Source organism: Mesorhizobium sp. M1050, assembly GCF_040318715.1.
Classification (GTDB): Bacteria; Pseudomonadota; Alphaproteobacteria; order Rhizobiales; family Rhizobiaceae; genus Mesorhizobium.
The window spans coordinates 67,126-84,843 of record NZ_JAMYMV010000015.1 but is presented as its reverse complement, the minus strand read 5'-3'; the positions used below and the strand labels follow the sequence as shown (position 1 = coordinate 84,843).

General features: G+C 60.1%; 20 protein-coding genes. 15 read left to right on the top strand and 5 right to left on the bottom strand.

All coding sequences use genetic code 11. From position 1 onward, the window contains the following. The first annotated feature begins 6 nt into the window (after window positions 1-6). The gene (locus NKH57_RS11815) at window positions 7-438 is read left to right on the top strand and encodes an OsmC family protein (RefSeq protein ID WP_023759324.1); all 432 of its coding nucleotides are present in this window, start codon (window positions 7-9) and stop codon (window positions 436-438) included. 17 nt (window positions 439-455) lie between these two features. On the opposite strand, the gene NKH57_RS11810 is transcribed toward NKH57_RS11815, so the two are convergent. Further along, window positions 456-1,085 carry a MarC family protein gene (locus NKH57_RS11810; RefSeq protein WP_023759323.1) on the bottom strand — a complete coding sequence of 210 codons (630 nt, stop codon included), beginning with the start codon at window positions 1,083-1,085 and terminating at the stop codon, window positions 456-458. A 146-nt stretch (window positions 1,086-1,231) separates the two neighbouring features. Beyond that, complete coding sequence (locus tag NKH57_RS11805; protein WP_352944336.1) at window positions 1,232-1,762, bottom strand: hypothetical protein; 531 nt, start codon at window positions 1,760-1,762, stop codon at window positions 1,232-1,234. An 84-nt stretch (window positions 1,763-1,846) separates the two neighbouring features. On the opposite strand from NKH57_RS11805, the gene NKH57_RS11800 reads away from it, so the two are divergent. Next, window positions 1,847-2,701 (top strand): helix-turn-helix transcriptional regulator, encoded by an 855-nt coding sequence (locus tag NKH57_RS11800; protein WP_352944335.1) that lies wholly within the window; start codon window positions 1,847-1,849, stop codon window positions 2,699-2,701. 263 nt (window positions 2,702-2,964) lie between these two features. After that, the gene (gyrA, locus tag NKH57_RS11795) at window positions 2,965-5,766 is read left to right on the top strand and encodes a DNA gyrase subunit A (protein WP_352944333.1); all 2,802 of its coding nucleotides are present in this window, start codon (window positions 2,965-2,967) and stop codon (window positions 5,764-5,766) included. Window positions 5,767-5,841: 75 nt separating this feature from the next. On the opposite strand, the gene NKH57_RS11790 is transcribed toward gyrA, so the two are convergent. Beyond that, entirely contained in the window at window positions 5,842-5,994 is a 153-nt protein-coding gene (locus NKH57_RS11790) for a hypothetical protein (protein WP_023759319.1), read from the bottom strand. Window positions 5,995-6,188: 194 nt separating this feature from the next. On the opposite strand from NKH57_RS11790, the gene coaD reads away from it, so the two are divergent. From coaD to tgt, 7 genes are read left to right on the top strand one after another with little or no spacing between them, the layout of a single operon-like run. Next, window positions 6,189-6,689 (top strand): pantetheine-phosphate adenylyltransferase, encoded by a 501-nt coding sequence (gene coaD, locus NKH57_RS11785; protein WP_023759318.1) that lies wholly within the window; start codon window positions 6,189-6,191, stop codon window positions 6,687-6,689. 17 nt (window positions 6,690-6,706) lie between these two features. Beyond that, on the top strand, window positions 6,707-7,294 hold the full coding sequence (locus tag NKH57_RS11780) for a peptidylprolyl isomerase (protein WP_352606150.1): 588 nt from the start codon (window positions 6,707-6,709) through the stop codon (window positions 7,292-7,294). Between the two features lie 27 nt (window positions 7,295-7,321). Beyond that, window positions 7,322-7,834 (top strand): peptidylprolyl isomerase, encoded by a 513-nt coding sequence (locus NKH57_RS11775; RefSeq protein WP_352732222.1) that lies wholly within the window; start codon window positions 7,322-7,324, stop codon window positions 7,832-7,834. 12 nt (window positions 7,835-7,846) lie between these two features. Then, window positions 7,847-8,296, top strand: coding sequence for a DMT family transporter (locus NKH57_RS11770; RefSeq protein WP_023759315.1), 450 nt, complete (start codon window positions 7,847-7,849; stop codon window positions 8,294-8,296). Further along, window positions 8,296-9,384, top strand: a complete 1,089-nt coding sequence (queA, locus tag NKH57_RS11765; RefSeq protein ID WP_352606154.1) for a tRNA preQ1(34) S-adenosylmethionine ribosyltransferase-isomerase QueA — start codon at window positions 8,296-8,298, stop codon at window positions 9,382-9,384. The genes NKH57_RS11770 and queA overlap by 1 nt, the downstream gene beginning before the upstream one ends. Continuing rightward, a complete protein-coding gene (locus NKH57_RS11760) occupies window positions 9,374-9,643 on the top strand; it encodes a hypothetical protein (protein WP_352606156.1) in 270 nt (89 codons plus the stop codon). The genes queA and NKH57_RS11760 overlap by 11 nt, the downstream gene beginning before the upstream one ends. After that, window positions 9,636-10,766 carry a tRNA guanosine(34) transglycosylase Tgt gene (gene tgt / locus NKH57_RS11755; protein ID WP_352732215.1) on the top strand — a complete coding sequence of 377 codons (1,131 nt, stop codon included), beginning with the start codon at window positions 9,636-9,638 and terminating at the stop codon, window positions 10,764-10,766. Before NKH57_RS11760 ends, tgt begins: the two co-directional genes overlap by 8 nt. A 4-nt stretch (window positions 10,767-10,770) precedes the next feature. Here the strand turns inward: tgt and NKH57_RS11750 are convergent, their stop codons facing one another. Next, window positions 10,771-11,190, bottom strand: a complete 420-nt coding sequence (locus NKH57_RS11750; protein ID WP_023759311.1) for a DUF4864 domain-containing protein — start codon at window positions 11,188-11,190, stop codon at window positions 10,771-10,773. Between the two features lie 264 nt (window positions 11,191-11,454). Here NKH57_RS11750 and NKH57_RS11745 point away from each other — a divergent pair, with 264 nt between their 5' ends. The 5 genes from NKH57_RS11745 (at window position 11,455) to NKH57_RS11725 (ending at window position 16,070) form a co-directional block, all read left to right on the top strand. Then, window positions 11,455-11,691, top strand: coding sequence for an Lrp/AsnC family transcriptional regulator (locus tag NKH57_RS11745; RefSeq protein WP_010909609.1), 237 nt, complete (start codon window positions 11,455-11,457; stop codon window positions 11,689-11,691). Between the two features lie 170 nt (window positions 11,692-11,861). Beyond that, window positions 11,862-13,274 carry a circularly permuted type 2 ATP-grasp protein gene (locus NKH57_RS11740; protein WP_352944329.1) on the top strand — a complete coding sequence of 471 codons (1,413 nt, stop codon included), beginning with the start codon at window positions 11,862-11,864 and terminating at the stop codon, window positions 13,272-13,274. Window positions 13,275-13,416: 142 nt separating this feature from the next. After that, complete coding sequence (locus NKH57_RS11735) at window positions 13,417-14,358, top strand: alpha-E domain-containing protein (protein ID WP_023759308.1); 942 nt, start codon at window positions 13,417-13,419, stop codon at window positions 14,356-14,358. Between the two features lie 52 nt (window positions 14,359-14,410). After that, window positions 14,411-15,205, top strand: coding sequence for a transglutaminase family protein (locus NKH57_RS11730; RefSeq protein ID WP_023759307.1), 795 nt, complete (start codon window positions 14,411-14,413; stop codon window positions 15,203-15,205). A gap of 133 nt (window positions 15,206-15,338) precedes the next feature. Next, window positions 15,339-16,070 carry a proteasome-type protease gene (locus tag NKH57_RS11725; RefSeq protein ID WP_023759306.1) on the top strand — a complete coding sequence of 244 codons (732 nt, stop codon included), beginning with the start codon at window positions 15,339-15,341 and terminating at the stop codon, window positions 16,068-16,070. Between the two features lie 66 nt (window positions 16,071-16,136). Here the strand turns inward: NKH57_RS11725 and NKH57_RS11720 are convergent, their stop codons facing one another. Continuing rightward, complete coding sequence (locus NKH57_RS11720) at window positions 16,137-16,961, bottom strand: CPBP family intramembrane glutamic endopeptidase (RefSeq protein ID WP_352732207.1); 825 nt, start codon at window positions 16,959-16,961, stop codon at window positions 16,137-16,139. Window positions 16,962-17,718 lie beyond the last annotated feature (757 nt).

The following is a 17,718-nucleotide window of genomic DNA, read 5'->3' as shown; positions in this document are numbered from 1 at the left end:
TGTCAGGTGAAAGCACGCGTAAAATGGGTCGAGGAGCGCACCTTCGTCGGCGAGTCCGGTAGCGGCCACAAGGTCGTACTCGGAACCGCGCCCGGGCCGGAAGGCAGGACGCCGGGCCCGAGCCCGATGGAACTGGTGCTGATCGGGACCGGCGGCTGTTCGGCCTATGATGTCGTCCATATTCTCGAGAAGGGCCGGGAAGCGGTCGAGGATTGCATCGTCGAACTTGACGCCGACCGAGCCGAAACCGAGCCGAGGGTTTTCACCCGCATCCATATGCATTTCGTGGTCAAGGGTCGGGCTCTTTCCACCGACAAGGTCAAGCGGGCGATCGATCTTTCGATCGAGAAATACTGCTCGGCCTCCGCTATGTTGGCCAAGACCGCTACGATCACACACGACTTCGAAGTGATCGATACGGGCGTGAGTAGGCAGTAGGGAAGCAGGGACGCCGCTCAGCCAGCCATCAACGCCTTGATGCCGTCGGCGACGAACTGGACGGCAAGCGCCGCCAGGATGACGCCAAGCAGGCGGGTGAGGATCGAACGCCCGGTCTGGCCGAGGATGCGGTCGATGCGCTCCGACAGCACGAACACAAGGTAGGTGATGGCGAGGCAGACGAAGATTATGCCGACCAGGGCAGCCTGCGCGGCAAATCCCTGAAAGGAACCGGAGAGCAGCACGGTCGCTGAAATCGCGCCTGGGCCGGCGATCAACGGGATCGCCAGCGGGAAGGCGGCGATGTTGTGGATCATGTCCTTGGTGATGGCGACGTCGCCGATCTTCTCCTTGCGGTCCTGCCGTCGCTCGAACACCATTTCGAAAGCGATGAAGAACAGCAGAAAACCGCCGGCGACCCGGAAGGCCGGCAGCGTGATGCCGAACACCGACAGGATGGAGGCGCCGGCAACCGCAAACAGCGCCATCACCAGGAAGCCGATGATCGAGGCGCGGACGGAAACCTGCTGGCGCTCCTCGCGGTTCATGCCGCGTGTCACGGCGAGGAACAGCGGTGCCAGTCCAGGCGGATCGATGGTCACGAGAATGGTCACGAAGGCGTTGAACAGACTGTCGAAATTCGGCATTTCTGACCCTCCCGCCGGGCCGTGCCCGCACCATGATAGTGGTAGAGCAAAGCCCGGTCGGTGGGAACCGTCAGCGAAAAAGTCGTTCGCGTATCAAGAACTTCGATGCCGGAGGGACACAGGGGGCGTGAACGATCGCGACACTTTCATTCCATTCTGTGCGCCAGGAACTCGACTTCCAGCCGCCATGTCGCGCCATTGTCGTGCGAGCGCTCGCCAAGCCAGCGGAAGCTGTCTTCGGTGATCCGCGAAAAGCTCCAGCGCACGGAGGATCCGGTGCCATCGGCGCCCGCTTGCACGATCGTATCGCCCTCGGCGCGGCCGAGCTGGCGGCTATAATACTGGTTGCGCGGGTCGCTCCAGAAAATGTGCCAGGCGTCGGCAGTCGGGTCGTACAGGCGCAACGTCGTACCATAGAACGTCCATTTGCCGAGCGACGGCGAGGGACCGGCGTCACGCGCGGGCAGGATCCAGACATCCTGAATCGCGCGGCCTTCCAGGACCCAGCCGAAGTGCACCTCGCCGCGCCCGGTCAGCACCGTGCCGTCATCAAGATGGCGCGAGGCATCAAACATCCAGGCGCCGACGAAGCGGCCGTAAAGGTTCAGTTTTTCGGCAAGCCCTTCTGCTGGTCCGGGACTGTGCAAGGCTTCGGCAAACGAGGATTGGTCGAACATGGCTCCGGTCTCTTCTTGTCAGGAGACCGGAGGAGTAGGCGGTGAAGGGGTTCTGGGCTTGGGAAAAATTGCTATATTTCGGTCATGACAGCGACCACACGCTCACTCGCATCCGGACCTGGCTGGCAGGTATCGGATGTGATTTGCACGGCCAGCGCTGGTGATAGGCCGTTCGAGGAAGCACATCGGGATTTCTGTGTCGCCGCGGTCACCAGCGGCACGTTCCGCTATCGCGCCCAACAAGGCACGGCGATGCTGGCGCCCGGCGCGCTCCTGCTCGGCAATCCCGGCACGTGCTACGAATGCGGGCACGAGCACGGCAGCGGCGATCGTTGCCTCTCGTTCCATTTCGGACCGGTCTATATGGAACGGATCGTGGCCGGCGTGCCGGGCGCCAGGAAGCTGGCCTTCGAGGCGCCCCGCCTGCCACCTTTGCCGATCCTGGCGTCCTTGCTCGCCGAGGCGGAAACCGCTCGCGAGATGGCCGACACCGACGCCTTCGAGGAACTCGGGCTGCGCATTGCCGGTGCCGCTGTGGCAAAAGTCTGCGGGCCGACGCCTGTCAGGCGTACGCCAAGCCGCCGCGATCAGAAACGGGTTGCCGAGGCGGTGCGGCGGATCGAACTCGATGCCGACAGGCCGGTCTCGCTTTCAGCGCTTGCCGACGAGACGGCGACCAGCCCCTATCATTTCCTGCGTGTCTTCCGGCAGGTCGCGGGCATGACGCCCTATCAGTTCCTGCTCAAGACCCGGCTGCACAGAGCTGCGGTGCGGCTGCGCATGTCGGATGATGCGGTCTCTGCGATCGCCTTCGAGGCCGGCTTCAACGATCTGTCGACGTTCAACCGGCGGTTTCGGCGTGTCATGGGCGAAACGCCGGGTCACTATCGCGCCTGCCGTGGTGCATTTCGCGACATCCGGGTCGCTCCGGTCTCGTGAAATCCGCGTCTACCCGCTCAGTGCTCGCAAAGGCAGCCACGGGTCCAATTCATCGCGCTCGTGGCTTTCGCTCAGGGAAAACGGTCGATTGCGGGCTTTTGCCTCGGTGGTGGAGAAACCGCCTTGGCCATATCGTCGCAATCAGTGGTATCCTTTTGAAATTACCACCAAAAATGACACTGGAAAAGTGCCTGACATGTTGGAGTTTCGGCCTTGCTTCCTATATAAGCACCGAGTGATTCCTGATTAGATTGTGATCCGATTTGACCGACCAGAAGACACCGCGCGGCGCCGACGGCGGCCCAACCGGCATCGAGCCGATATCCATCGTCGAGGAGATGCAGCGCTCCTATCTCGATTACGCCATGAGCGTGATCGTCAGCCGTGCGCTGCCCGACGTGCGCGACGGCCTGAAGCCGGTGCATCGCCGCATTCTCTTCGCCGCCCATGAGAGCGGCTACCACTGGAACCGCAAATATGTGAAGTCGGCGCGTCCCGTCGCCGACGTGATGGGTAAATACCATCCGCATGGCGACGCTTCCATCTACGACGCCTTGGTGCGCATGGCGCAGGACTGGTCGTTGCGCGTGCCGCTGATCGACGGACAGGGCAATTTCGGCTCCATCGACGGCGATCCGCCGGCGGCGATGCGCTACACGGAAGCGCGGCTGACCAAGGTTGCGCACGAGCTCTTGGAGGATATCGACAAGGACACCGTCGATTTCCAGGACACGTACGATGCGTCGGGCAGCGAACCGAAGGTTCTGCCTGCACGGTTCCCCAATCTTCTTGTCAACGGCTCGGGCGGCATAGCCGTCGGCATGGCGACCAACATCCCGCCACACAACCTCGGCGAGGTCTGCAACGGCGCCATCGCCATCATCGACAATCCGGCGATCGACCTGCCGGCGCTGATGGAGATCATTCCGGGACCGGATTTTCCAACTGGCGGCATCGTGCTTGGCCGTTCCGGCATCTACAGCGCCTATGCGACCGGCCGCGGCTCCATCGTCATGCGTGGCAAGGTCAACATCGAACAGCGCGGCAATGACCGCGAGTCGATCATCATCACCGAAGTTCCCTACCAGGTGAACAAGTCGTCGATGATCGAGAAGATGGCCGAACTGGTGCGCGACAAGCGCATCGAAGGCATTTCCGACATTCGCGACGAGAGCGACCGCCAGGGCTACCGGGTCGTCATCGAGCTGAAGCGCGACGCCGTTGCCGACGTCATCCTCAACCAGCTTTATCGCTTCACGCCGCTGCAGACTTCCTTCGGCGCCAATATGGTGGCGCTGAACGGCGGCAAGCCGGAAGTGATGAACCTGACCGATATGCTGAAGGCGTTCGTCGCCTTCCGCGAGGAGGTGATCACAAGGCGGACGAAATTCCTGCTGCGCAAGGCGCGCGACCGCGCCCATGTGCTGGTCGGTCTCGCCATCGCCGTCGCCAACATCGACGAGGTCATCAAGCTGATCCGCACCGCGCCGGATCCGCAGACGGCGCGCGAGCAGTTGATGGAACGGCGCTGGCCGTCCGGCGACGTCGAATCGCTGATCCTCCTGATCGACGATCCGCGCCATCGCATCAACGAAGACGGCACCTACAACCTGTCCGAGGAGCAGGCGCGCGCCATCCTCGAACTGCGCCTGCAGCGCCTGACGGCGCTTGGCCGCGACGAAATCGCCGACGAGTTGAACACGATCGGCGCCGAAATCATTGATTATCTGGACATTTTGTCTTCGCGCGCGCGTGTCCAGCAGATCGTCAAGGACGAGCTTGCCGCCGTGCGCGACGAGTTCGGCACGCCGCGGCGCACCGAGCTCTCCGAAGGCGGCTCGGACATGGAAGACGAGGACCTGATCCAGCGCGAGGACATGGTCGTGACGGTGAGCCATTCCGGCTACATCAAGCGCGTGCCGCTGTCGCTCTACCGGGCTCAACGCCGGGGCGGCAAGGGCCGCTCCGGCATGTCGACCAAGGAAGAGGATTTCGTCACCCGGCTGTTCGTCGCCAACACGCATACGCCAGTGCTGTTCTTCTCCTCGCACGGCATCGTCTACAAGGAAAAAGTCTGGCGGCTGCCGATCGGCAACCCGCAGTCGCGCGGCAAGGCGCTGATCAACATGCTGCCCCTGGAGCAGGGGGAACGCATCACCACCATCATGCCGCTGCCCGAGGACGAGACCAGCTGGGGCGAGCTCGACGTGATGTTCGCCACCACGCGCGGCACTGTGCGCCGCAACAAGCTTTCCGACTTCGTCCAGGTCAACCGCAACGGCAAGATCGCCATGAAGCTGGAGGAGGAGGGCGACGAAATCCTCGGCGTCGAGACCTGCACCGACAATGACGACGTGCTTTTGACCGCCAGTTCCGGCCAGTGCATCCGCTTCTCGGTCGGCGACGTGCGCGTCTTCCAGAGTCGCAATTCGGTCGGCGTGCGTGGTATCGCGATGGCCAAAACCGACAGGGTGATTTCCATGGCGGTGATCGAGAACGTCGATGCGCCGCCGGCCGAGCGCGCCGCCTATCTGAAGCGGGCGGCGGCCGAACGGCGGCTTGCCGCCGGCATCGCTGCCGGCGAAGAGGAAGAGATCGCGCTGACCAACGAAGAGGTCGGCGAGGAGACGGAGCTTTCCGACGAGCGCTACGAATTCCTCAAGGCACATGAGAAGTACGTGCTGACGGTGACGGAATATGGCTACGGCAAGCGCTCTTCGTCCTACGATTTCCGGCTGACCGGACGCGGCGGCAAGGGCATTCGCGCCACCGATGTTTCCAAGGTAGCCGAGATCGGCCGGCTGGTGGCGACCTTCCCGGTCGGCAATGACGATCAGATCATGCTGGTATCGGACGGCGGCACCGTCATCCGGGTGCCGGTCAACGGCATCCGTTTCGCCAGCCGCGCCACCAAGGGCGTGACCATCTTCAATACGGCCGAAGGTGAAAGGGTGGTTTCGGTCGAGCGGATCTCTGAGCCGCAATCGGACGAGGAAGAGATCGTTGAAGTCGGTACCGAGGCCACTCCTCCTGCGCCTGATGCCGGTCCCGAAGGTGCGGAGTAAGCACGGCATCCAGAGTTCGATTTTGACATAGCAACGCCGGCCCATCGGCCGGCGTGGCAGCAAGTCTGGACCGACTTAGTGGTGACGATACGGCTTGCGGGGGCCGAAGCCTTCGAAGCGTTTGGTGTTAGCCTTGACGCGGACGCGTTGTGCCTCATGATGCAGCCCAAGTAGGGTGGCGATCAGCATGGCGACGGTCATTGCGATGGCGAGCATGTAGATCAGCATGTGCGTGTTCTCCTGCGCCTTACAACGGATAGGTGGGATTTTGGTTTCATCTTATTAAGGCGCAACCTAGTGAACGCTGCGTGAAGGCTCCGTGATCAGCGTGTTCATCTGTCGTCCATGTGCCGGAAAAGGTTCACGGCCGGCGCGCCAATCGGATTTGCCTTTGCGAGAGAGGCTCGCTAGAAGCACCAGCCATGACTGAACGCATCGCCCTCTATGCCGGCTCTTTCGACCCGCTGACCAATGGCCATCTCGACGTGCTGAAGGCGTCGCTGGCCGTGGCCGATGTCGTTTATGCGGCGATCGGCATTCATCCGGGCAAGCAGCCGCTGTTTTCCTTCGAGGAACGGGTGAAGCTGATCGAGACGGCGACGAAAGCGGAATTCGGCCGCGACAGCACCCGCATCAAGGTCGTCGCCTTCGACGGTCTGGTCATCGACGCTGCCAGGAAGCAGGGCGCGTCGATCATGATCCGCGGCCTTCGCGACGGTACCGACCTCGACTACGAGATGCAGATGGCCGGCATGAACGAGACCATGGCGCCTCAACTGCAGACGGTTTTTCTGCCCGCCAGCCCCTCCGTGCGCACCATTACCGCCACACTTGTCCGCCAGATTGCCTCGATGGGAGGCGACATTCGCCCCTTCGTGCCGGCGGCGGTTGCCGGTGCGCTCACCGCCAAATTCGCAAAATAAGTTTCTCGGAGAAAACCATGCAGCTGAAGAAGCTCGCCTCGTTCCTCGTCGTGTTTGCCGGCCTCGTGACCGCATCGGTCTCGGCTTTCGCCGCCGACCCGGAAAACACCATGATCATCACGCTGAAGGACGGCGATGTGACCGTTGCTCTTCGGCCCGACCTCGCACCCAAGAACGTTGCCCAAATCAAGACGCTGGTGCGCCAGGGCGCCTATGACAACGTCGCCTTCCACCGCGTCATCGATGGTTTCATGGCGCAGACCGGCGACGTCAAGTTCGGCAACATGAAGAAGGGTTTCAGCGCCGAGGCCGTCGGCACCGGCGGTTCCGATCTGGCCGATCTGCCGGCTGAATTCTCGCAGACCGAACGCTTCAAACGCGGCGTGGTCGGCATGGCCCGCTCGCAGGACCCCAACTCCGCCAATTCGCAGTTCTTCATCATGTTCGCACCGGCGCCGCCACTTGATGGCCAGTACACCATCGTCGGCAATGTCGTCAGCGGCATGGAGCTGGTGGACAACATCAAGAAGGGCGACGAAGCGGACAATGGCACGGTCACCGATCCTGACCGGATGATCAAAGTGCGCATCGCTGCCGACAAATAACTGTGTTTTTTCAAAAGGATATCTGACATGGCCGAAATCAAAGACCGCGAGAACGCGCTCATCATGGAAACGACCAAGGGCAATGTGGTCATCGAACTTTTCCCCGACCTGGCGCCCGGCCATGTAGCCCGCATCAAGGAACTGGCCCGCGAAGGCGCTTATAACGGGGTGGTCTTCCACCGCGTCATCGAGGGCTTCATGGCGCAGACCGGCGACGTCAAGTTCGGCAATTCGACCAAACCGACATTTGCTCCATCCCGCGCGGGCATGGGTGGCTCGGAAAAGCCGGACCTGAAGGCCGAATTCTCAAACGCCAACCATGGCCGCGGCACCTGCTCGATGGCCCGTTCGCAGAATCCGAACTCGGCCAATTCGCAGTTCTTCATCTGCTTCGACGATGCCGCCTTCCTCAACCGCCAGTATACGGTCTGGGGCCAGGTCATCGAAGGCATGGACAATGTCGACAAAATCAAGCGCGGCGAGCCGGTGCAGGATCCCGACAAAATCGTGTCGCTGAAGGTCGCGGCCGACGTCAAGTAAGGGTAATCGACAATGATGGGCGTCGTCTGGTCGCTTCTCGGCATCCTGTCCGGCGCCTTCATTGCCATTCAGGCGCCAATCAATTCGCAACTGGCGCGCGATCTCGGGCTTCCGGTCGCGGCGGCGGCGTTTTCGTTTCTATCGGGCGCGATCGTGCTTGGCGTCATCTCCCTCGCGGTGGTGAAGCTGCAAGGCATCTCGCTCGAATGGAAAGCGCCGGCGCCCTGGCTGTTCGTCGCAGGCGGAATGCTCGGCGGCTTCTATGTGACGCTGTCGACGATCCTGACACCGCGCATCGGCGCCGCCGCGCTGATGGCGTTTCTGGTGGCCGGCCAGTTGCTGGCCGGCATGCTCATCGACCGCGTCGGCTTCCTCGGCGTCGCGGTGCGTGAAATCTCGCTCGGCCGCGTTGCCGGCGCGGTGCTGCTGCTGGCCGGAGCGCTGCTCGTCCGGCTCTATTGATGCGCGTCGACCTCTTTGATTTCGATTTGCCGGAGGAGCGCATCGCGCTTCGTCCGGCAGAGCCGCGCGACAGCGCCAAGATGCTGGTCGTGAAGCCAGGCGAGGGGCTCGACGACCGCACGGTTAGTGACCTGCCATCCTTGCTCAGGGCCGGCGACGTGCTGGTGTTCAACGATACCAAGGTCATTCCGGCGCAGCTCAAAGGCATCAGGCGGCGCGGCGAGGCGGCGGCACAGGTAGAGGCCACGCTGCACATGCGCATGGCACCCGACCGCTGGCTGGCCTTCATGCGGCCGGGCAAGCGCATTGCTGCCGGTGACCGCATTCATTTCGGCCATGACGGCAATTCCTGTTTTCTCGGCCAGCTTGACGCTACGGTGATCGAGAAAGGCGAGGGCGGCGAGGCGCTGCTTGGCTTCGATCTGTCAGGGCCTTTCCTCGACGAGGCGCTGCACGCGGTCGGCCACATTCCGCTGCCGCCCTATATTGCCTCGAAGCGCGATGACGACGAACGCGACCGGGCCGACTACCAGACCATCTATGCCCGCGAGGAAGGTGCCGTCGCGGCACCGACAGCGGGCCTGCATTTCACGCCGGAGCTTTTTGCAGCGCTTGACGCCAAGGGCATCGAACGCCGCTTCGTCACCTTGCATGTCGGCGCCGGTACGTTCCTGCCGGTGAAGGCGGACGATACCGCCGACCACAAGATGCATGCCGAGACGGGTTCAGTCAGCGCAGAAACCGCCGACGCGTTGAACGCAGCGAAGGCGAGGGGCGGACGCATCGTCGCCGTAGGCACAACCTCGCTGCGCCTGCTGGAGAGTGCTATGCGTGAGAACGGTGCCATGGCTGCCTGGTCCGGCCCAACCGACATCTTCATCACGCCCGGCTATCGCTTTCGCACTGCCGACTTGCTGATGACCAATTTCCATCTGCCGCGCTCGACGCTGTTCATGCTGGTTTCGGCCTTCAGCGGACTTGATACGATGCGTGCGGCCTATGAGCATGCCATCGAGAACCGTTACAGGTTCTATTCCTATGGCGACTCAAGTCTGCTTTATCGAGCGGAGACGAGCGATGGACGATGACCTCAAGAACCTGGACCGCGACGCCCTGATCGCGGAAGTGAAAAAACTGCGCGCCGGCATTCGTGCCCACCGCGATGCAACAGGGCATGATCTGTGCTGGCATCACCCCGATTTGTGGTCGCTGTTGCCGGAGAGGATCGAGCCGGCGATCGCCGTGCCGCCCTGGCCCAAATTCATGCGCGGCTGCATCCACTACCGGCAGTCGCTCGACAGGCAGGCACCCGGCGCACCGGTCCATGACAAGGAATTCAATGGCTAAGCCGTTCAGCTTCAAGGTTCTGGCGACTGACGGCAGAGCACGGCGCGGCGTGATCGACATGCCGCGCGGTGAAATCCGCACGCCGGCGTTCATGCCGGTCGGCACCGGCGGCACTGTCAAAACCATGTATATGGACCAGGTGCGCGGTGTCGGTGCCGACATCATCCTGGGCAACACCTATCATCTGATGCTGCGGCCCGGCGCCGAGCGTGTGGCGCGGCTCGGCGGCTTGCACGAGTTCGCGCGCTGGCCTCATCCGATCCTGACTGACAGCGGCGGTTTCCAGGTGATGTCGCTGTCGAAGCTGAGAAAATTGACCGAAAGGGGCGTCACCTTCCGCTCGCATATCGATGGCGCCGCCTATGAGATGTCGCCGGAGCGTTCGATCGAGATCCAGGGGCTGCTCGATTCGGATATCCAGATGCAGCTCGACGAATGCACGGCTCTGCCGGCCCAGATGAAGGAGATCGAGCGCGCCATGGAGCTGTCGCTGCGCTGGGCCGAGCGCTGCAAGACGGCGTTCGGCGACCAGCCGGGCAAGGCGATGTTCGGCATCGTGCAAGGTGGCGACAATGCGGCACTCAGGGTGCGATCGGCGCAGTCGCTGAGCGCGATGGGACTGAAGGGCTACGCTGTCGGCGGCCTTGCCGTCGGCGAACCGCAAGCGGTGATGCTCGAGATGCTCGACATCACCTGTCCGGAACTGCCTGATGACAAGCCGCGCTATTTGATGGGCGTCGGCACGCCTGACGATATCCTGAAATCCGTGGCGCGAGGTATCGACATGTTCGATTGCGTGATGCCGACACGGGCCGGCCGCCATGGCCTTGCCTATACAAGGCGCGGCAAGGTCAATTTGCGCAACGCCCGCCATGCCGACGACCCGCGTCCATTGGACGAGGAGAGCGATTGCCCTGCCGCCCGGGACTATTCGCGTGCCTATCTGCACCATCTGGTGCGCTCGCAGGAGGCGCTTGGAGCGATGCTTCTGACATGGAATAATCTTTCCTACTATCAGAAGCTGATGCAGGATATTCGCGCCTCGATCGAGGCGGGCGCATTCGAAGCGCGCTCGGCGGAGATCGCAGAAGGCTGGGCAAAGGGCGATATCCCGTTGCTGTGAAGCCTCAGGTGCTGAGTGAATTCGAGGCGCGCAGGCTGCAGCCGGTGATCTGGAAGGTGCCGTCGGGCTGCTGCTGCAAGGTGTAGACAGCCTCGTAGTCCTTGCCGTCGGGTCCGACGATCAACACCTGCTGGACGATCGAACCCGGAGCCGTCTCTTCGACCTTGCCGAAAGAGTAGGTTTGCGGCTTGCGCACCGGCGGATAGCCGTTGGTCACCATGTTCATGAAGGCGTCGACGGTCGGAAAAATCCGTTTCACGTTCGGTGCGGCGAAACTGTAGGCGGTGGCGCCGTCATTGGCGATGAGAGCCTTCAACTGGCCGTCGATGACGGACTGCGCTGCCTTGATCTCAGCGTCGCCGGCAAACGCCGACGACACCAAGATGAATGGAATGACTGCGAATGCGAAAAAGGCGCGGCGCATGGCCTGTCTCCGTTGGCTCGCGAAATATCTTCCCTCAAAACGTGCTGTCCGAAGACGCATCATAACATACGCTTGGCGGTGCATCCCGGTTTCAGCGATTGGTGAATATTCATCTCGCTCGGTTAAACGCGGCATGCCGGTGGCGGAGCTGCGGGAACCGCAGCCCGAGCCCAGGCCGGCTGGGTACGGATTCCAGCGCTTGAAAGCCCGCCTCCAGTCTGCCAGAAGGGCCGCTTGGACTTGGATGTTTAGCGGGACGAAGCCATGAAGGCATTTTTCGTGCAGATCAAATGCGAACTGGGCAAATCCTATGAGGTTGCCAGCGCGCTTGCCGATGCCGAGATCGCTTCGGAAATCTACTCCACCGCCGGCAACTACGATCTGCTCGCCAAATTCTATGTCGACGACGAGGAAGACGTCGGTCATTTCGTCAACGAGAAGGTGCAGATTCTCCCCGGCATCAAAGACACATTCACCGTCGTCACGTTCCGCGCTTTCTAGCTGGAAAACCACTTGCCCGGACACGAGGCAAAGCCTGATTACCTTTGTATTTCAGCTGCCTCAATTTTAGGCAGCCGCAACATACTGATCGTGCGTATCTCCCAAATCACCGATTGCGCTTGATTTTCTCCGGCGACGCCAGTGAAATGGTGTCACAGGGGAGTATGCGATTGGCAGCGTTCGATGAAATGCTTCCGGAAGTTTCCGGATTGAGAAGACCGTATTCGGCTTATGATCGCTGGCTGAAGGAGCAGGATCCGGCCAGGCTTACCGAGAAGATGCAGGACGCCGAACGCGTCTTCCGCAAGACCGGCATCACCTTCGCCGTCTATGGCGAGCAGGAAGCTTCCGAACGGCTGATCCCTTTCGACATCGTTCCCCGCATCATTTCGGGCAATGAGTGGCGGCGTCTCACGCAAGGCATCGAGCAGCGCGTGCAGGCGCTGAACGCGTTCCTCGATGATATCTACCATCGCCAGGAAATCCTGCGCGCCGGGCGCATCCCAAGGGAGCTGATCGCCAGGAACGAAGCATTCCTGCCGGAAATGATCGGTGTTAGGCCGCCGGCCGGCGTCTACACTCACATTATCGGCGTCGACATCGTCCGCATCTCAGAGGACGAATTCTATGTGCTGGAGGACAATGCGCGCACGCCGTCGGGCGTCTCCTATATGCTGGAGAACCGCGAGACGATGATGCAGCTGTTCCCCGAGCTGTTCCAGAAAATCAAGGTGCGGCCTGTGGAGAACTACCCGCAGCTTCTGCGCCAGTCGCTGGCGGCAGTGCGGCCGCAGAGCACCAAGGGCGCGCCGACAATTGCGGTGTTGACGCCCGGCAGCTTCAACTCCGCCTATTTCGAACACGCCTTCCTGGCCGACCAGATGGGCGTGCAACTGGTCGAAGGCCAGGATCTGCGGGTCGTCGACGGCCATGTCGCGATGCGCACGACCGAAGGCTACAAGCAGATCGACGTGCTGTACCGCCGCGTCGACGATTCGTTCCTCGACCCGCTGACCTTCCGCCCTGACTCTACACTTGGCATACCTGGCATCATGGATGTCTATCGTGCCGGCAACATCACCATCGCCAATGCGCCGGGCACCGGTATCGCCGACGACAAGGCGATCTATTCCTACATGCCCGAGATCATCGAATTCTATACCGGCCGCAAGGCGATCCTCGGCAACATTCCGACCTGGCGCTGCTCGGAACCCGACAGCCTGAAATATGTGCTCGAACACATCGACGAGCTGGTGATCAAGGAAGTCCATGGGTCCGGCGGCTACGGCATGCTGGTTGGGCCGGCGGCGACCAAGAAAGAATGCGAGACGTTTGCCAAGAAGCTCGCGGCCAAACCCTCCAATTACATCGCTCAACCGACATTAGCGCTGTCGACATGCCCGATCCTGACGGAAAAAGGGCTGGCGCCGCGCCACGTCGATCTCAGGCCCTACGTGCTGGTCTCCGACCGCATCCAGATCGTCCCCGGCGGGCTAACCCGCGTCGCGCTGAAGGAAGGCTCGCTGGTCGTCAACTCCTCGCAAGGCGGCGGGACGAAGGATACGTGGGTGCTGGATGACTGAAGTGAGTGAGTAGGCAGTAGGCAGTAGGCAGTAGGCAGTAGTGGAAGTAGAGGGACAGGGAAATGCCATATTCCATTGAGATTCAAACTCTTACTATTCCCCACTGCCTATTCCCTACTCACTAGCCCGAAGGGCCAATTCAATGCTTCTCGGCCGCACCGCCAACGGGCTTTACTGGATGAACCGCTACATAGAGCGGGCGGAGAATATGGCGCGGCTGGTCGATGCGGGTCTGCGCATGGCGCTGACCCGCACCCAGAGCGCGTCGGAAGAGTGGAATTCGGTGCTGCTCAGCGCCGGTTCCGACATCACCTTCAGCCAGAAATATTCTGACTATACCGCCGCCAATGTCGCCGACTTTCTTTTGCGCGACACGTCGAATCCCTCCAGCACAATGTCTTCGATCGAAACGGCCCGCAACAATGCCCGCATGGTGCGCACCGCGCTGACGCGCGAGACCTGGGAAAGCATCAACGAAGCCTGGATGGCGCTGAAGCGGATGCTGGCAAGGCCGATCGACGAGCGCGACCTACCCAGCGTGCTCGACGCCATCAAGCGCGAGACGGCGCTGATCCGCGGCTCGTTCTATGGCACCATGCTGCGCAACGAGATCTTCGATTTCTCGCAGCTCGGCACCTATGTCGAGCGCGCCGACAACACGGCGCGCATCCTCGACGTGAAATACTACGTGCTCTTGCCGTCGATCTCCTGGGTCGGCTCGACGCTCGACAACTACCAGTGGGAATCGATCCTGCGTTCGGTGTCGGCGCATCGCTCCTATCGCTGGGTCTATGATGCCGACTACAAACCGACCAACATTGCCGACTATCTGATCCTCAATGTCCGCATGCCGCGTTCTCTGACCTTCTGCTATCGCTTCCTGTCCGAACATCTGAAGTTCCTCGGCGACGACTATGGCGAGCGCCATGCCTGCCACGCGACGGCGGACAAGACGCAGGCCATGCTTAGAGCAGGATCGATCAAGGACATATTCGACGCGGGCCTGCATGAATTCCTGGCCAATTTCATTCGCGACAACACCAGGCTTGGCGACGAGATCGCGCAGGACTACCGGTTCAATTGAGCATGACTCCGAAAAGTGGGACAAGATCATGCTCACAGGCGGGACATAGCGCATGCGGCTGAAGATCACCCACCGGACCGAATACCGCTACGATGCACCGGTGCACTATCTGTTGCAGCGCTTGCGGCTGCTTCCGGTCAGCGGATCGACGCAGACCGTTCTGTCCTGGGCTCTGACCATCGAAGGCGCGCGCGAAGAGGTTCGCTTTGTGGACCATTTCGGCAATGACACAAGGCTGCTGAGCGTCGAGGGTGAGCGCGACTTCATCACGGTGGAAGCATCAGGCGAAGTGGTGACGCGCGACACGGCAGGCGTCTCCGGACCACACCAAGGCTTCACGCCGCTCTGGCTGTACAGCCATGAAACGCCATTGACGGCGATCGGCAGCGGTGTTCGCGAACTCGCCGCATCGATCGGCAAGGGCACTGACATCGAAAGGCTGCACCGGCTGATGGCAGTCATCGGCGAGCGCGTCGCCTACACGTCCGGCACTACCAATGCGACGACGCCCGCGGAGGAAGCCTTGGCGCTCAAAACCGGTGTCTGCCAGGATCACACCCATATCTTTGCCGCCGCGGCGCGCGCCATGGGCTTTCCAGCCCGCTATGTCAGCGGCTATCTGATGCTGGATGCGACGGTCGAGCAGGCCGCAAGCCATGCCTGGGCCGAAGCGCATGTTTCGGGCCTCGGCTGGGTTGCCTTCGATGCCGCCAATGGCATTTCGCCTGACGAGCGTTATGTAAAGGTGGCGACGGGACGCGATTACCGCGACGCTACGCCGGTGTCGGGAATTCGGCTGGGACAGGCGGAAGAACAGCTTGCCGTCACCGTCACGGTGGAGCAGTAATCCTTCGCAAGATTGCCGGTGGGGCGGTTCGTCGTTTCACGAAAACGATGAACCACTCCACTTGTTTTGTTTGGAGCAATTCCGGGCGGAAAACCGCCTTACACTTTTTCTGGAATTGCTCTAGGGAGATTCCATGACTTATTGCGTTGGCCTGAAGATCGATCGCGGGCTCGTGTTCATGTCCGACACGCGCACCAATGCCGGCATGGATTCGATTTCCACCTTCCGAAAGATGCATGTCTGGGAGCAGCCGGGAGAGCGCGTCATCGTGCTGATGTCGGCGGGCAACCTGGCGACGACGCAGGCCGTGGTCAGCCTGCTTGACGAACGCACCAAGGCCGTTGCCGATCGTCACGCCACGCTGCTGGAGACGCCATCAATGTATCAGACGGTGCGGCTGGTCGGCGATACAGTCAAGGAGGTCATCGCCAATTCGTCGCCTGCGGGCGAAAAGGCAGATTCCTACTTTAATGCCTCCTTCATCCTCGGCGGCCAGATCAAGGGCAGCGAACCGCGCCTGTTCATGATCTACCCCGAAGGCAATTTCATTGAATCGACCGATGACACGCCGTTCTTCCAGATCGGCGAGACCAAATACGGCAAGCCCATCATCATCCGCGCCTATGAAAAGTCGATGAGCCTTGCCGAGACGGTGAAGCTGCTGCTGGTGTCGTTCGATTCGACGTTGAAGTCGAACCTGTCGGTCGGCTTGCCGCTCGACCTGCTCTTCCTTGAGAAGGACGCCTTCACGGTCGGGTTGAAGAAGCGGTTCGGTCAGGACGATCAGTACTATCGCACGATCTCGGACGGCTGGTCGAATGCGCTGAAGACGGCTTTTGCCAGCCTGCCGGAATTCCCTGGATAGCGAAGACGCGCCTCTGTTCCTTCCTGCCAGGTACACCTGCGTCGGGCGCGTCTTGCTCGAAGCGATTTAACGCACAGAAATAGGTATGAGTATCGTTTTTGAACCTTTGCGTCTAAACCAGGTTATTGCTTCCGAATCTGAATTAGAGCGCACGATATCGACTTCCAAATAGTAGTCTCCACCCTTCAAGGGCGCGTTCAACGTGATCTCGACGGTCTCGGACTTCCCGGGCTCAATTGGTGTGTCGAAGGGCGTTAAAGGATTGTCTGCTGATATCACATCTCCGTTTTGGTCGATGAGGCGATAACCAACCGACACCAGATAGTCTTTATCAGTTGAAGACCACGTCTTCGTGCTCTTGTTTGCTACCAAAACCGGGATGATAATTACGCCTCCGGCAGCACTCTGCGCCAGAGGGAGGCTTCCTTTGTACTCCAATTCAGCCAGGTATGCCGGGTATCCTTTAGGAGGCCCTACGCTCAGATCGAATGTAAAATATCCTCTACCGTCGAGGTAAGATCCAGACAAAATGATTGACGCAAGAAATATCCTTAAGGCCTGTTGGACTACACCATGCATGATTCCAATGGTGAAGATATTTCTATTCCTAATGAACAGAAAACTACACGCGGTGCCGAAAATCATGGTGGCGACCATCAGTATTATGTTTGGCGCGTGGATCAGGCAAAATACAAATGATGAGCAAAGAATCGCTGTCGGCTTGTTTCTAAATATTGCTAGCGTTCGTTGCAGAATAAAGCTCTGCAGAAGAAATTGCTGAGCCGTGCCAGACAGGATGGCTACAAAAATGTCTGATAATAAAGTCCTGCCAGTTATTTTCTGTTTTGATAGATATCCATCTATTGATAAATAGTTATTTGATATGGCCATGATGGCGATTGCGCATATACAGATAATGAGAACTAAATATATGCAGTCGCGTCCTGAGATCCAAATGTTTCTAGTAGTAAGACCCATTTCTCGCGGCGAAGTACGTCGTATGTAGATGCTTGCCAGAATAAAGCATACAATTGAAGCGATCAGAAATGATCGTATAAAGTTCTTTTCTAGCCAAATCTCGTAGAAGAATGCCGATACGCTGTCCGGAACCGCGATATTTAGACGATATATGCTCCAAAACCAGAGCGGCACTATCCATAGATAAGTGACGAGCAATCCAATTAAAAACAAAAGTTCAAATAAAGAGGCCCCTCTGGGATATCTCTTATAGATCCATCTCAACCACACCAAATTGAAAGCCCCCATTTACGACAATAGGTCGTAGTTGTTTTTTGATCGATTTAAGTTCACGCGCCAGCGCAAGTCAATAACCTCCGGAGAGGCTGGATGTTCTGGTTGGAATCTGCCGGAGGCGAATGGGAAATGACCGTGGGGACAAGCGATCTGACTTAGAAAGTTGAGAATCTGATCTCCAGTTGGCCCAACTGTCGATCTGCCATTTCCTGGTTCTCGACGTAGAATAGGATCAGGTCTTCATTCCGGCCGTTGGTGGGGAACTGCACGACTGTGAAGCGATGCCGCCGCTGCTGGATCGATTTCGACCCTCAAGAAGATCAATGTCCGGGAGCCTGGCGAGCGCGTGCGTCGTCGTGCTGGCGATCTGGCGACGACGCAGTTTGTGATCAGG